The sequence below is a fragment of the Stenotrophomonas maltophilia group sp. msm1 genome (assembly GCF_032025805.1).
Classification (GTDB): Bacteria; Pseudomonadota; Gammaproteobacteria; order Xanthomonadales; family Xanthomonadaceae; genus Stenotrophomonas; species Stenotrophomonas hibiscicola.
This window is the reverse complement of sequence record NZ_JAVSKH010000003.1, coordinates 60784-74926: the sequence shown is the minus strand read 5'-3', so window position 1 is coordinate 74926 and position 14143 is coordinate 60784. Positions and strand designations below refer to the sequence as shown.

Annotated in this window: 15 protein-coding genes; 4 read left to right on the top strand and 11 right to left on the bottom strand. The window is 66.6% G+C overall.

What is annotated here, in order from left to right:
- Nucleotides 1-246 precede the first annotated feature (246 nt).
- From phoU to ROV95_RS15470, 10 genes are all read right to left on the bottom strand, one after another.
- Nucleotides 247-954, bottom strand: coding sequence for a phosphate signaling complex protein PhoU (gene phoU / locus ROV95_RS15515; RefSeq protein WP_005408787.1), 708 nt, complete (start codon nt 952-954; stop codon nt 247-249).
- A gap of 65 nt (nt 955-1019) precedes the next feature.
- The gene (gene pstB, locus ROV95_RS15510) at nt 1020-1850 is read right to left on the bottom strand and encodes a phosphate ABC transporter ATP-binding protein PstB (RefSeq protein WP_005408788.1); all 831 of its coding nucleotides are present in this window, start codon (nt 1848-1850) and stop codon (nt 1020-1022) included.
- 19 nt (nt 1851-1869) lie between these two features.
- On the bottom strand, nt 1870-2733 hold the full coding sequence (gene pstA / locus ROV95_RS15505; protein ID WP_005415894.1) for a phosphate ABC transporter permease PstA: 864 nt from the start codon (nt 2731-2733) through the stop codon (nt 1870-1872).
- On the bottom strand, nt 2733-3701 hold the full coding sequence (gene pstC, locus ROV95_RS15500) for a phosphate ABC transporter permease subunit PstC (protein ID WP_312545207.1): 969 nt from the start codon (nt 3699-3701) through the stop codon (nt 2733-2735). Before pstC ends, pstA begins: the two co-directional genes overlap by 1 nt.
- A gap of 82 nt (nt 3702-3783) precedes the next feature.
- Nucleotides 3784-4872: a phosphate ABC transporter substrate-binding protein PstS gene (gene pstS / locus ROV95_RS15495; RefSeq protein ID WP_019659078.1), complete on the bottom strand. Its 1089-nt coding sequence runs from the start codon at nt 4870-4872 to the stop codon at nt 3784-3786.
- Between the two features lie 409 nt (nt 4873-5281).
- On the bottom strand, nt 5282-6298 hold the full coding sequence (gene pstS, locus ROV95_RS15490; RefSeq protein WP_005415897.1) for a phosphate ABC transporter substrate-binding protein PstS: 1017 nt from the start codon (nt 6296-6298) through the stop codon (nt 5282-5284).
- Between the two features lie 222 nt (nt 6299-6520).
- Nucleotides 6521-7732: an OprO/OprP family phosphate-selective porin gene (locus ROV95_RS15485; protein WP_049411264.1), complete on the bottom strand. Its 1212-nt coding sequence runs from the start codon at nt 7730-7732 to the stop codon at nt 6521-6523.
- 196 nt (nt 7733-7928) lie between these two features.
- A complete protein-coding gene (gene nth, locus ROV95_RS15480) occupies nt 7929-8618 on the bottom strand; it encodes an endonuclease III (protein WP_021204114.1) in 690 nt (229 codons plus the stop codon).
- Entirely contained in the window at nt 8618-8971 is a 354-nt protein-coding gene (locus tag ROV95_RS15475; protein ID WP_005408795.1) for a hypothetical protein, read from the bottom strand. Before ROV95_RS15475 ends, nth begins: the two co-directional genes overlap by 1 nt.
- Before the next feature lie 4 nt (nt 8972-8975).
- On the bottom strand, nt 8976-9758 hold the full coding sequence (locus ROV95_RS15470; protein ID WP_312545204.1) for an enoyl-CoA hydratase-related protein: 783 nt from the start codon (nt 9756-9758) through the stop codon (nt 8976-8978).
- Nucleotides 9759-9926: 168 nt separating this feature from the next.
- Here ROV95_RS15470 and ROV95_RS15465 point away from each other — a divergent pair, with 168 nt between their 5' ends.
- From ROV95_RS15465 to ROV95_RS15455, 3 genes are all read left to right on the top strand, one after another.
- Nucleotides 9927-10628 carry an FKBP-type peptidyl-prolyl cis-trans isomerase N-terminal domain-containing protein gene (locus ROV95_RS15465; protein ID WP_019659072.1) on the top strand — a complete coding sequence of 234 codons (702 nt, stop codon included), beginning with the start codon at nt 9927-9929 and terminating at the stop codon, nt 10626-10628.
- A 177-nt stretch (nt 10629-10805) separates the two neighbouring features.
- Nucleotides 10806-11609, top strand: coding sequence for a CoA pyrophosphatase (locus ROV95_RS15460; RefSeq protein WP_171952249.1), 804 nt, complete (start codon nt 10806-10808; stop codon nt 11607-11609).
- On the top strand, nt 11606-12508 hold the full coding sequence (locus tag ROV95_RS15455; RefSeq protein WP_021204111.1) for a sulfurtransferase: 903 nt from the start codon (nt 11606-11608) through the stop codon (nt 12506-12508). Before ROV95_RS15460 ends, ROV95_RS15455 begins: the two co-directional genes overlap by 4 nt.
- A 445-nt stretch (nt 12509-12953) precedes the next feature.
- Here the strand turns inward: ROV95_RS15455 and ROV95_RS15450 are convergent, their stop codons facing one another.
- Nucleotides 12954-13520, bottom strand: coding sequence for an N-acetylmuramoyl-L-alanine amidase (locus ROV95_RS15450; protein ID WP_021203541.1), 567 nt, complete (start codon nt 13518-13520; stop codon nt 12954-12956).
- 72 nt (nt 13521-13592) lie between these two features.
- Here ROV95_RS15450 and ROV95_RS15445 point away from each other — a divergent pair, with 72 nt between their 5' ends.
- Complete coding sequence (locus ROV95_RS15445) at nt 13593-14120, top strand: alpha/beta hydrolase (protein ID WP_024958728.1); 528 nt, start codon at nt 13593-13595, stop codon at nt 14118-14120.
- Nucleotides 14121-14143 lie beyond the last annotated feature (23 nt).

Here is a 14143-nt window from a genome sequence, read left to right as displayed (position 1 = left end):
GGGTGGTGTGGGCGGGTGCCCGGGTGGCCGGCAGGGATGCCGGTGGAAACGATGGTGCAGCGATCCTACTCAACGAATCCTCGCCAAGACCTCAAATTTTCGTGAGGTTTGTTCCAGAAGGGGAACACGGTTCCCGGTGGATCCACGCCATGCGTGGATGAATCGCCGGAACGCCCAGAAACAAGAGGGCCGCTGTCACCAGGACAGCGGCCACCTTGGAGTCGACTCCGGTGTTGCAGTGCAGCGTCAGGGCTGGCCGGTGCTGGAGGTCTCGTCGCGCTTCTCGCGCGGCGGCAGCGGCTGCTCCCCGTGCACCAGGAACCATACGTTCTCGGCGATGTTGGTGGCATGGTCGCCCACGCGCTCCAGGTTCTTGGCCATGAACAGCAGGTGCGTGCACGGGGTGATGTTGCGCGGGTCTTCCATCATGTAGGTCAGCAGCTCGCGGAACAGCGCGGTGTACTGTGCGTCCAGCCGGGCGTCGTCCTCGCGCAGTTCCAGTGCGGCGTCGGCGTCGTTGTCGCGGTAGGCGGCAATGGCACGACGGACCTGCTGCGCCGCCAGGCGGCCCAGCGCACGCAGGCCCTGGATCTGCGGCAGCGGCGGCACCTTGCCCAGCGCGATCGAACGCTTGGCCACGTTCGCTGCATAGTCGCCGATGCGTTCGATGTCGGCCGGGATGCGCAGGCCAGCGAGGATCTCGCGCAGGTCGCGCGCCATCGGGCCACGCAGGGCCAGGCGCATCACGTCATGGCTGATCTGCTGCTCCAGCGCATCAATGGCTTCGTCGTTGGCGATGATGCGATGGGCGGCGTTCTCGTCGCGCTTCTCGATCACGTCCATCGACGCTTCGAGCTGGGCGACGGCCATCTCGCCCATGCGCACGATTTCGGCCACCAGGCGCTGCTGCTCTTCGTCGTAGCTCTTGACGATGTGGTCGTTGGGAAGGTTCATGGTCTGAAATCCGGGTGGAGCCAGGCTGTGCCTGGCTGGGACATGTGGCGAAGGATCAGCGTCGATCAGCCGAAGCGACCGGTGATGTAGTCCTCGGTCTGCCGCTGCGACGGCTGCGAGAAGATCACTTCGGTGCGGTCGTGCTCGATCAGGTCGCCCAGGTACATGAAGGCGGTGTAGTCGGAAACGCGCGCGGCCTGCTGCATGTTGTGGGTGACGATGACGATGGTGTACTCGTGCTTGAGCTCTTCCACCAGCTGCTCGATGCGGCTGGTCGAGATCGGATCCAGCGCCGAGGTCGGCTCGTCCAGCAGCAGCACCGACGGGCGCAGCGCCACGGCACGGGCGATGCACAGGCGCTGCTGCTGGCCACCGGACAGGCCCAGCGCGCTCTGCCCCAGCTTGTCCTTCACTTCGTCCCACAGTGCACCCTGGCGCAGTGCCTGCTCGACGCGGTCGGCCATGTCGGCCTTGCTCAGCTTCTCGTGGTGGCGGATGCCGTAGGCCACGTTCTCGAAGATGGTCATCGGGAACGGCACCGGCTTCTGGAACACCATGCCGACCTTGCTGCGCAGGCGGTTCATCGGGTACTTCGGCGACAGGATGTTCTCGCCGTCCAGCAGCACTTCACCGCGCGCTTCCAGCTTCGGGTACAGCGCGTAGATGCGGTTGAAGATGCGCAGCAGGGTCGATTTGCCGCAACCGGAAGGACCGATCAGCGCGGTCACGCGCTTTTCCGGAATTTCCAGGTTGATGCCCTTCAGGGCGTGGAACTTGTCGTAGTAGAAGTCCAGTCCACGCGCAGCCAGCTTCACCGGCGACGGCGTGTGCAGGCTCTCGTGCGAGGACGGCACGGCGATGCGCTGCATCGGCACGGCGTTGGAAAGGTCGTTCATGGCGTTGTCCACGGAAAGGTCAGTCATGGGAGATACGGTTGCGCAGCAGGATGCCGCGGGCGGCAAGGCTGACCAGCAGCACGAAGACAGTCAGCACCAGGGCACCGGCCCAGGCCAGTACCTGCCAGGATTCGTACGGGCTGCCGGCGAACTGGTTCATCACCACCGGCACCGAAGCCATCGGCTGGAAGATGTTGTTGTTCCAGTACTGGTTGCCGAAGGCGGTGAACAGCAGCGGAGCGGTCTCGCCGGAGATGCGGGCCAGCGCCAGCAGGATGCCGGTGATGATGCCGGCCGAGGCACTGCGGTACAGCACCTGCACGATCACCTTCCACTGCGGGATGCCCAGCGACAGGGCCGCTTCGCGCATCTGCGAGGGCACCAGGCGCAGCATCTCGTCGGTGGTGCGCACCACCACCGGCAGCACGATGAAGGCCAGCGACAGGGCGCCGGCGAACGCCGAGAAATTGCCGCCGGTCTGCATTACATACAGCGTGTAGACGAACAGGCCCAGCACGATGGACGGCGCCGACAGCAGGATGTCGTTGACGAAGCGGACCACGGTGCCGGCCTTGCGGGCGTTGCCATACTCGGCCAGCCAGGTGCCGGCCAGCACGCCCAGCGGGGTGCCGATGCCGATGGCCAGTGCACACATCACGGCACTGCCGAAGAAGGCGTTGGCGAGGCCGCCGTCCTGCATCGGCGGTGGCGTCATCTTGGTGAACAGATCCCAGTTGATGCCGGCCAGGCCCTTGGCAGCCAGGGTGAACAGGATCCAGCCCAGGAAAAACAGGCCGAACAGGGCGGTGGCGCAGGACGCAGTGATCGCAACGACGTTGCCGATGCGGCGGCGCAGGTACAGCGAATCAGCGGTGGTGGACATCAGTTGCCCTCCTTGCGGGACAGGCGCATCAGCATCAGGCGGGCGATGGCCAGCACCACGAAGGTGACGATGAAGAGGACGAAGCCGAGCAGCAGCAGGGCCGAACGGTAGGTCTCAGTGGCTTCGCCGAAATCATTGGCGATCAGCGCAGCGATGGTGGTGCCCGGTTCCAGCAGCGACGGCGACAGGCGCACGCTGTTGCCGATCACGAAGGCCACCGCCATCGTTTCGCCCAGCGCGCGGCCCAGGCCGAGGAAGATGCCGCCGATGACCGCCGAACGGGTGTAGGGCAGGACGATGTCCCAGCTCACTTCCCACTTGGTGGAGCCCAGCGCATAGGCCGATTCCTTCAGGCGGGTCGGCACGGTCAGGAACACTTCGCGCATCACCGAGGAGATGAACGGAATGACCATGATGGCCAGCACGAAACCGGCGGTGAGCATGCCGATGCCCAGCGGCGGGCCCTGGAACATCGGGCCGATCACCGGCCATTCGCCCAGGGTCTCGTTGAGGAACGGGGTGACGTACTCGGTCATCACCGGCACCAGCACGAACAGGCCCCACATGCCGTAGATGATCGAAGGGATGCCGGCCAGCAGTTCGATGGCGGTACCGACCGGGCCACGCAGCCAGCGCGGCGCGACTTCGGTGAGGAAGAAGGCGATGCCGAAGCTGACCGGCACGGCGATGACCATCGCGATGACGGCGGTGACCAGGGTGCCGTAGATCGGGGCGAGCGCGCCGAACTTGTTTTCGACCGGATTCCAGTCAGCGGAGACGAAGAAGCTCAGGCCCTGCATCTGCAGGGCATGGCGACCGCCCCACAGCATCGACAGCGCGGCGCAGGCCAGGGCGATCAGGACGAAGATGACGGTGCCGACCAGCACCCATCGGAACAGTGTGTCGTTGCGGGCATCACGCGCATCACGCGTGGACGGGGCGGCTACAGGCTGGGCGATGGCATTCATGGGGACGGCTGGGCCAGGAAGGGGCGGGGCGGCACGGCGTGGAACAAGCGGTGCCCGCGCGGGGCGGGCACCGTCGAGTCCCTCACTTCAGGTCGGTCGCCCAGTAGGCCTCGATCTGCTTGACCAGTTCGGCCGGCAGCGGCACGTAGTGCAGCTCGTTGGCCTGCGCCTGGCCGTTTTCGAAGGCCCACTTGAAGAAGGCCAGGGTGTCCTGGTTGCGCTTGGCATCCTTCGGCTTCTTCTGCATCAGCATGAAGTTGGTGGCGGTGATCGGCCACGCCTGCTCGCCCGGGGCATTGGTGATGACCAGGTTGAAGTCCTTGGCGCTGGCCCAGTCGGCGCTGGCGGCCGCGGCGGCGAAGGTCTCCGCGCTCGGCTCGACCCAGTTGCCGGCGGCGTTCTGCATGGCGGTGTACGGCATGCCGTTCTGCAGCGCGTAGGCCAGTTCGACGTAGCCGATCGAGCCCTTGATCTGCTTCACATAGGAAGCGACGCCTTCATTGCCCTTGCCACCGACGCCGTCCGGCCACTGCACCGAGGTGCCTTCGCCGACCTTGCTCTTCCACTCCGGGCTGACCTTGGACAGGTAGTTGGAGAAGTTGAAGGTGGTGCCCGAACCGTCCGAACGGTGGACCAGGGTGATCTTGCCGTCTGGCAGCTTCACGCCCGGGTTGGCGGCGACGATGGCCGGGTCGTTCCAGGTCTTGACCTTGCCCAGGAAGATGTCGGCCAGCAGGGCGCCGCTCAGGCGCAGCTTGCCGGCTTCCAGGCCTTCGATGTTGACCACCGGCACCACGCCGCCGATGGCCGACGGGAACTGCGCCAGGCCGGCCTGGGCCAGCTCCTCGCTGCTCAGCGGCTTGTCGGACGAACCGAAGTCGACGGTGCCGGCCTTGATCTGGGCGATGCCGCCGCCGGAGCCGATCGACTGGTAGTTGATCTTGGCGCCGGTGCTGGCGTTGTAGTCAGCCGACCACTTGGAGACCAGCGGGAAGATGAAGGACGCGCCCGCGCCGGACACTTCGGCGGTCACCTTGGCACCGGCAGCGGCGGGGGCAGCGGCAGCATCAGTGGCCGGCTGCTGCGCGGCCTGCTTGTCGCCACCGCAGGCCGACAGGCCCAGGGCGATGGCCAGGGAAAGGGCGGCAAGGCCGGCCGAGTGCAGTTTCATGGTCACTCCATAGCGGGGAAGAGCCGACGTGGTCGGCGGATGCGGCTATGAAATGATGTTTTTGTTACAGCCGTATTACGACCATGACAGAGGTGCCCTGGATCACGTTCTGACAAGGGTTTCACAGGATTGGCGCCGATCCGGCAGGTGCCCGGAAACCCCGGATCTGCGCACTGATATGACGGCCGGTGCAAGGTAGAGCCGAGCCCGCGCTCGGCTGTTCCCTGCCCTCGGTAGCTGCGGACCGTGGGTCCGCACGCTCCAGAGCGCAGCCGAGCGTGGCTCGGCTCTACAGAGTCAGGCGCATCCCCAAGAACAAGAAGAGCGCGAGATCTCGAGGATCTCGCGCCCGGGTGGGAGCGGCGGGGGAGAGAGGACCCGCCGCCCCCGTTCCTGCGGGGGAACGCGCTTACTTCAGGTTCTGCGACCAGTAGGTCTCGATCTGGCGCACCAGGCTGTCCGGCAGCGGCACGTAGTCCAGCTGGCGGGCCTGGGCATCGCCGTTCTTGTAGACCCAGCGGAAGAATTCCTGGGTCGCCTTGCCATTGGCAGCATTCTTCGGCGTTTTCTGCACCAGGATGAAGTTGGTGGCAGTGATCGGCCAGGACTCGGCGCCCGGCGCATTGGTCATCACCAGGTAGAAGTCGCGGGCGTTGGCCCAGTCGGCACTGGCGGCAGCGGCAGCGAACGAGGTGTCGCTCGGCTGCACGAACTTGCCGGCGGCATTCTTCATCGCCGTGTAGGAGAGCTTGTTCTGCAGCGCGTAGGACAGTTCGACATAGCCGATGCCGCCCTTGATCTGCTTCACATAGGCGGCAACACCTTCGTTGCCCTTGCCGCCGATGCCGGCCGGCCACTGCACCGAGGTGCCTTCACCGACCGAGCTCTTCCACTCCGGGCTGACCTTGGACAGGTAATTGACGAAGTTGAAGGTGGTGCCCGAGCCGTCCGAACGATGCACGACGGTGACCTTGGCGTTGGGCAGGGTCACGCCCGGGTTCAGCGCGGCGATGGCCGGGTCGTTCCAGGTCTTGATCTTGCCCAGGAAGATGTTGGCCAGCACCGCGCCGTCCAGCTTCAGCGCGCCCGGCGCGATGCCGGCCACGTTGACTACCGGCACCACGCCGCCGATCACCGACGGGAACTGCGCCAGGCCCGCAGCAGCCAGGTCTTCCGGCTTCAGCGGCGCGTCGGAGGAGCCGAAATCAACGGTCTTGGCCTTGATCTGGGCAATGCCGCCGCCGGAACCGATGGACTGGTAGTTGACCTTGTTGCCGGTTGCGGCGCTGTAGTCGGCCGACCACTTGGACATGACCGGGTAGATGAACGATGCGCCCGCGCCGGTGATATCGGCGGCGTTGGCGGCGAACACGGACGATGCAGCCAGGATGGCGACAGCGGCGCGCGACTTGAAGGCGTGGATCACGGGGAGACTCCTGGGGTGGTGGTCGAAGGGCGGTTGCCCGACGTTTCGGTGCACATTCCATAACGGTTGCGTGACACGCCCGCGTCTGTCATATGACGCGGGCGTGACATGCGTCATGAGGGATGTCACGTCCGCTGCGCCGGCTGGGCAGCGCGGGTGCCGATGCAACGACGAAGGCACGGCCGGTGCCGTGCCTTCGCGGTTCAATGCAGGTGGCGGGACTTACCAGAAGAACTGCGCGCGGGCTTCCAGGATGTTGGGATCGTCGTTGACGAAACCGCGCGCCGTGGAGCTGTACTTCTTGCTGTCGACCATCACGTAGTTGAGCATCAGCTTGAAGTTGGAACGCAGGTACCAGTTCGCGCCCACGGTCCAGATGTCCATCTTGCCACCCAGCACGCCATCGACGATCGGCGGGCGACCGGCGACCGGATTGGCGGCGAGGTTGCCGTCATTGAGGTCCATGTGGTCGTAGCGCACGCCCAACTGCCACTGGCCGCCGGCCGGGTTGTTCGGCAGGCCGGTGCCCGGAGTGCCGCCCTTGTAGCTCCAGGTCTCGCCGGTGACGTTCCACACGCCGCTGATGTAGTAGCCGTCGCTGGTGTAGTTGTCGTGGTCGTAGCGCTTGGCCTTGCTGGTGTAGTACTCGGCCTGGGCCTTGAAGGGACCCTGGAAGTACATCGCTTCGGCACCGATGGTGCTGACGCGGTCGGTGTCGGTCAGGTTGCCGCTGTCGACCAGGCGGGCAGTGGCGAGGTCGGCATTCGGACGCGCACGCACGCGCAGGGTGTCGGCGTCGGCGTCGTAGTTGACGTAGCTCAGGCCGAAGTGCAGGACCTGGCCCTTTTCATTGATCGGGGCCCAGGTGCCACGCGCGCCGTAGCCGCTGCCGTGGGCCAGGTTGCGGGTCAGCTCGCGGCCGAAGGCGCTGGCGGTCACCGACCAGTTGTCCTGGCCGTAGCTGTACGCGCCGCCCAGGCGGCGGGCGATGGCATAGGTATTGGTGACCGCTGCCTTGGAAATGAAATCGTTGTTCTTGGTGCTGGACAGTTCTTCCAGGCTGTTGGGCTGCTTGAACTGGCCCAGCTGCAGGAAGTGGTTGGCGTTGCCCAGCAGCTTGTACTTCACGTTGGTGTCGAGGAACTTGTCGGCCTTGGCGTCATAACCGACCACCCACTCCACGTTGCCCGGGCCCTTGCCCTTGAGCACCAGCTCGGCGCGACGCAGTTCGAATTCGCTGTTCTTGCCGTTGCCGGCGTCGCCACCGTTGAGGTCCACCACATCGTTGTGGAACCAGTTGCCGTCGGCCTGGACCAGGCCTTCGAAGGTGATTTCCGAACCGCCGATCACGTCGATGGCGACTTCGGCGTGTGCAGCCGGCACATACAGCGCAGCAGCCACGGCCACCGTCAGGAGTTGGTGATGCAGTTTCATGGAGAGGAGCCTTGCAGGCAGGTGGGAAGATGCGCGCAGGCTAGAAGGTAAAGATTGCGTAAATGTGACAGTTCACGCGCGGCAGACATCCACCGCAGGCCCCGTCACGGCAGGGCCTGCCATTGAAACCGCTTGCGTATGACGCCCGGATTGCGCCTTGGTTGCAGTCGATCCACGCCCTGCATGGATGCGGCCGTCACTCGGCCGCGGTCTTGTCCTTGAACCGGCACAGGTCGGCGATCACGCAGCCCGGGCAGTCCGGCTTGCGCGCCTTGCACACGTAACGTCCGTGCAGGATCAGCCAGTGATGCGCGTCGAGCAGGAACTCGGCGGGGATCACCTTCACCAGCTTGTCTTCCACTTCGCGCACATTCTTTCCCGGGGCCAGGCCGGTACGGTTGGCGACGCGGAAGATGTGCGTGTCCACCGCCATTACCGGCTCGCCGAAGGCGGTGTTGAGCACCACGTTTGCGGTCTTGCGGCCCACGCCCGGCAGTGCTTCCAGCGCATCGCGATCGCGCGGCACTTCACCGCCATGCTTTTCCAGCAGGATCGCGCAGGTGGCAATCACGTTCTTCGCCTTGGCATTGAACAGCCCGATGGTGGAGATGTACTGCTTCAGCCCGTCCTCACCGAGCGCAAGGATCTTTGCCGGGGTGTTGGCGACCGGGAACAATCGGCGCGTGGCCTTGTTGACGCCGACGTCGGTGGCCTGCGCCGACAGCGCCACCGCCACCAGCAGCTCGAACGGCGAGCTGTACTCCAGTTCGGTCTTCGGGTGCGGGTTGAGTTCGCGCAGGCGGGTGAACATCTCCACCACGTCGGCGCGCGGCATCGTGCCGCCACGCCGCGCCGGGGCGCGTGCGGTTTTCTTCGTGGTCGCCATTACTGCTCCTTGCCGCTGGCGCGGGCCTTGGCCCGGGCGAGGATGGCGGCTGCCGCGGCGGGAAGGGCGGGCTTCACGTCCGGCGCCGGGGCGGGCGTGCGCCGCGCGTCGCGTTCGGCTTCGCGGCGGGCCAGTCGCACCGCACGGGCGCGGTAGCGTTCGCGTGCCGCCCAGGCGGCCTGAAGCTGCTGCTGGGCCTGCTGCAACCGCTGCGGGAGTTCCGGGTGGCCGGGCAGCAACTGCGCGTCGTCGGCGCGGGCGACATAGTCCATCAGCCCGGCCTGCAGGGCGCCGTCAAGATCGTCTGCCTGGACCCGGGCGAACAACTGCGCGGGATTGGGTCGGGAAGCCATGGCGTCAGCGGTTCTGGAACGCCGGCGGGCGGCGCTGCAGGAAGGCGCTGGTGCCTTCGCGCATGTCCTCGGTGGCGAACAGCAGGCCGAACTGCGCGCTTTCGTACTCCAGCCCGGCGTCCAGGCTGCATTCGCCGCCCACGTGCACCGCATCGAGCAGGCCACGCAGGGCCAGCGGGGCCGAGCGTGCCAGCTGGCGGGCAATGTCCTGCACGCGATTGTCCAGCGCGTCGGCGGGCACCACTTCGTTGACGATGCCCAGTTCCAGCGCACGCGCGGCGGTGATCGGCGCCCCCAGCAGGCACAGCTCCAGGGTGGTGGCGCGGCCGCACAGGCGCAGCAGGCGCTGGCTTCCGCCGAAGCCGGGGATCAGGCCGAGGTTGATTTCCGGTTGGCCGACCTTGGCGGTATCTGCGGCGATGCGCAGATGGCAGGCCATCGCCAGTTCCAGTCCACCGCCCAGTGCGAAACCATTCACGCGTGCGATGACCGGCTTCGGCATCCGTTCAATCTGGCGCATCAGGGTCTGGCCCGACAGCGAGAAATCACGTCCCTGAACCGCGCTGAGTGTGTTCATCTCGGCGATGTCGGCGCCAGCCACGAAGGCCTTCGGACCGGCCCCGGTCAGTACCACGACGCGCACCTCCGGATCGGCGGCGGCGTCGCTGAAAGCCCCTGCAAGGGCCTCCAGGGTCGCGGCGTTGAGGGCGTTGAGCTTGTCCGGGCGCTGGACGGTCACGGTGCGGATGGCGCCGTCGTCGGAGACAGCGATCAGGGCATCGGCCACGGGGAAAACTCCTGAAACGTTAAAAAAAAGTGATATTGAACTCTGCAAACGCAGGCGGGTCATAGCCTGCATCGTGAGTAGCGGTTACACGTTGCGCCCGTTATCCTAACCCGTCGCCTCAGGGCGGCGCAGAACGTCCCTGAGTTACCACCCCTGGAGAACTGTTTGATGAAGTTGCGTTCTATCGCGGTCGCCGTCGCGGCCCTGGCCCTGACGGGCAATGCCTTCGCCCAGGACGTCTCGTCCGAAAAGGGCAAGCTGAGCTACTACTTCGGTTACGACTACGGCAACAACCTGGCGGAGCTGACCGGTCGTGGTGAGCAGCTGGACATCAACTCGGTGGTGAAGGGCCTGCAGGATGCCTACGCCAAGAAGCAGCCGGCGATCACCGCCGAGCAGCTGAAGCCGGCCGTTGAAGCATTCCAGAAGCGCGAGCAGGGCCGTGCCCAGGCTGCCAAGGCCGAGTACGAGAAGGCTGCTGCCGAAAACAAGACCAAGAGCGATCAGTTCATCGCGGCGAACAAGGCCAAGGCCGGCGTGCAGTCGCTGCCGAGCGGCGTCCAGTACCGCGTGATCGAAGCCGGCAAGGGTGCCAAGCCGACCCAGGCCAGCACCGTGCAGCTGGAAGTGGCCGGTCCGTTCCCGTACGGCCAGCGCCCGACCGAAGCCCGCCCGGCCCAGCAGATCCCGTCGATCAAGGTCAGCGACGTCGAAATGAAGGCCATGCGCGAGACCCTGCTGCAGATGCCGGCAGGCTCGAAGTGGGAAGTCACCCTGCCGCCGGACCAGGCCTACGGTGCCGATCCGCGCACCCCGTTCCCGCCGAACGTGGCTGTGCAGTTCGAGATCAAGCTGGTCAGCGTCAAGTAAATCGAAACAGCAAACGAAACGCGCCGGTGATCCCACCGGCGCGTTTCTGTTTGTGCAGCCCCTGGCGGTGAAACGCCTGCGCTGCGCGCGAGCGTCGACTGACAGTCGACTCTTCCGTTGGGCCGGGCCACCCGCGCAAATTCAGCCCGATCGCGCTACTGTTGCCGGGTGCAAACAATGGAAGAAACGGCGCGTGTTGTCGCAAGTCCCTGCATCGGAGTGTGCACGCTGGATCCGCACCGGCAATGCGCCGGCTGCGGGCGGCATATCGATGAGATCGCGCGGTGGTCGTCGATGAGCAACGAGGAACGCAGCCGCATCCTGCATCGCGTGCAGCCCCTGCGGCAACAACTGCAGCAGTCCCTGCGCGGATCGCTGGCCGACCACGAGCGCTTGGTGCGCGCGTTGCATCCTTTGGCCGAACCGCCGGCCGGCGACGGCTGGAACCGCAGCGAGCTGATCGACCTGCTGCCACCGGGGCCGCCTGTGGAGGCGGCGGTGCTGGCCGGCATCGTGCCGCGCGCCAACGGCGCGCAGGTCATCCTCACCCGCCGCACTGAAACCCTGCGTACACATGGCGGCCAGGTCGGGTTCCCCGGTGGCCGCACCGAACCCGATGACCGCGACGCGCTGGCGGCCGCCCTGCGCGAGAGCCAGGAAGAAATCGCATTGGCGCCCAGCCAGGTGCAGCCACTTGGCTATCTCGACCCCTTCGTGACGATCACCGGCTACCGGGTCACGCCGGTGGTGGCGGTGGTCGATCCGGAGTTCGTGCCGGTGCCGCAGCCCAGTGAAGTGGCCGAAGTGTTCGAGGTGCCGCTGGACTACCTGATGGCCCCTGACAGCCTGCGCCAGGTCGAAATCAATCATCGCGGCCGCATCCGCCACGTCCTTGAGTATGGCTGGCCCGGCCAGCGCATCTGGGGGGCGACCGCGGCCATCCTCTACAACCTGCGTCGCCGCCTGGAGCAAGTGCAATGAACCCGATCAAGCAGCCGTGGACCACCCTGGTCGATGTCGACACCCTGGCTGCCGCGTTGGGCGAAGGCGTACGCGTGGTCGACGCCCGTGCCACCGCCAGTACCGCCGTGCGCGTGGTCGATGCGCGTGCTTCGCTGGCGGACCCGCAGGCTGCGGGCGGCCAGTACCTGGCAGGACACATACCGACTGCGGTGCATGCCGATCTCAACCGTGATCTGTCCGATCTCAGCCGCGTCGGCCATGGTCGCCATCCATTGCCCGACAGCGATGCCTTTGCCGCGAAACTGGGGCAGTGGGGCATCGGCCTCGACACCCAGGTGGTGGTCTACGATGGCAGCGACGGCAGCATGGCCGCCTCGCGCCTGTGGTGGCTGCTGCGCTTGATCGGGCACACCAAGGTGGCTGTGCTCGACGGCGGCATCGCTGCCTGGCAGGCCGCCGGTAACGCGTTGGAAAGCGGCCAGGCTGAAGTGACAGCGCTGCCTGCCTACCCGGGCCGCTTCGACACCACTCAGGTCGCCAGCGCCGATGAAATCACCGCGCGCCTGAAACATGCACCGGGCTGGTTGGTCGACGCACGCGCAGGTGAACGCTTCCGCGGCGAAGTGGAGCCGCTGGACCCGGTCGCTGGCCACGTACCCGGCGCGGTCAACCGCCCGTTTGCGTTGAACGTCGCCGACGGCCGCCTGCGCGATGCACAGGAACTGCGCGCCGAATTGCAGGGCGTGATCGGCAACCGCGATCCGCAGCAGGTGGTGCTGATGTGCGGCTCCGGCGTGACCGCCTGCCACCTGCTGCTGGCGATGGAAAGCGCAGGACTGAGCGGCGCGCGCATCTATGCCGACTCCTGGAGCGGCTGGGTGAGCGACAGCAGCCGCCCGGTGGCGACCGGCGCCTGAGCGATCCGAGCAGAAAGCAGTCGAGCGCGGAGCCTCTCCAGAGCCGAGCGGCCGGCTCCACGCGCATGGCGATGCCTTCAAATCATCGGCGCCCGCAGGTCATGGAGCGCGGCTCGACTCTACAAAGGCACCCTCCGATCGATTCGACTCCGTGCCGACCAACGGTCGGCACCCACCAACAGCGGCAGAAATCTGTCGAAGGCGGGGTGGGTCCGGTTGCGGGTGTCCGCGGCATGGATGCCGCGGCCAAGCCCCGAGGGGTGAGGGCGCTTTGCTTGCGAAGTACTGCTTCGCGAGCGCCCGAACGCACAGCCGCCAGCGGCTGGGCCGGCCTGGGGATTTACGGCGTCCCCCGCAACCGGGCCCACCCTGCCATCCCATGGATAGCCTGCTGTTGCCGGCCAGCGGCCGGCACTACCGCAGGTGCAGGGCGCAGCCCTGCCGCTTACCCAACCGGCTGCAGCGGCACCTTCGCCAGCACCCGCGCCCAAGGGAACAACGGGCCCGGGTCGCGTTTGCGTGCCACCCTCAGCGTCGGATCATCGCTGGCCGGCACCTGCTCCAGGTCCAGCTGGTCATGCCCGGCAATCCGCTGCAGCGACGGATAGCGCACCACCAGCGCCTGCAGCAGCCGCTCCAGCGCTTTCAGTTGCGCCTCGGTGTAGGCCTCGTCCATCGCCTGGTGACGGCTGTCGAACCAGTGCGGGTAGCGCCCGGTATTGACCAGCTCGATGCCCAGCGTATGCGCGTTCATGCCGCGCACGTGGTGGGCCACGCGTTCGGGCGCAACGTACTGCACCACGCTGCCATCGCGGTCGATGTAGAAGTGCCCGCTGTTGCCGGCACCGCTGTCATACAGCACGCGCTCGCCGTACTCGCGGGCCGTCGCCAGATCGGGCAGCTCGGTGCAGTGGATCACCACCATCTCCAGCGTGGCCGGATCGCGCAGCGGCAGTCGGTCGTGGTAGGGCAGGGGCTGCAGCTGCAGGCCGGGCAGGAGCGGGTTGGGCATCCGGCGATGCTAGCATTGCGGCATGAACCTGCCTTCTCTTTCCTGGTTGGCCCGCGCCCACGGAGCACGCGCATGAGTCGCGGCCACTGCATCCTCTCCCATGGCTTCGAAAGCGGCCCGGAGGCGACCAAGGTCACCGCGCTGGCCGAGGTGGCCCAACGCCTGGGCTGGACCCACGAGCGCCCCGACTACACCGATCTGGACGCGATGAGCGAGGTCAGCCGGGTGGGCGACGTGCCGACCCGCCTGCGCCGTCTGGTTGAACGCGCCGCCATCGCTGCCCGTCAGGGGCCGGTGGTACTGGCCGGCTCCAGCCTGGGCGCCTACATTTCCGCCATCGCCTCGCTGCAGGTGCCGGTAGCCGGCCTGTTCCTGATGGTGCCGCCGACCACCATGGGCCCGATGCCGGCGCTGGACGCCGCTGCGGTGCCGACCACGGTGGTGCAGGCCTGGCATGACGACGTGGTACCGGCTGCCGGCGTGATTGCCTGGGCGCAGGCGCGTTCGGCGCAGTTGCTGCTGGTTGACGATGGCCACCGCCTGGAGCGCCACGTGGAGGCCTCTGCGCAGGCCTTCGAGCGCCTGCTGCGGCAACTGTGAAGCCGGGGCGCACGGCGCGCCCG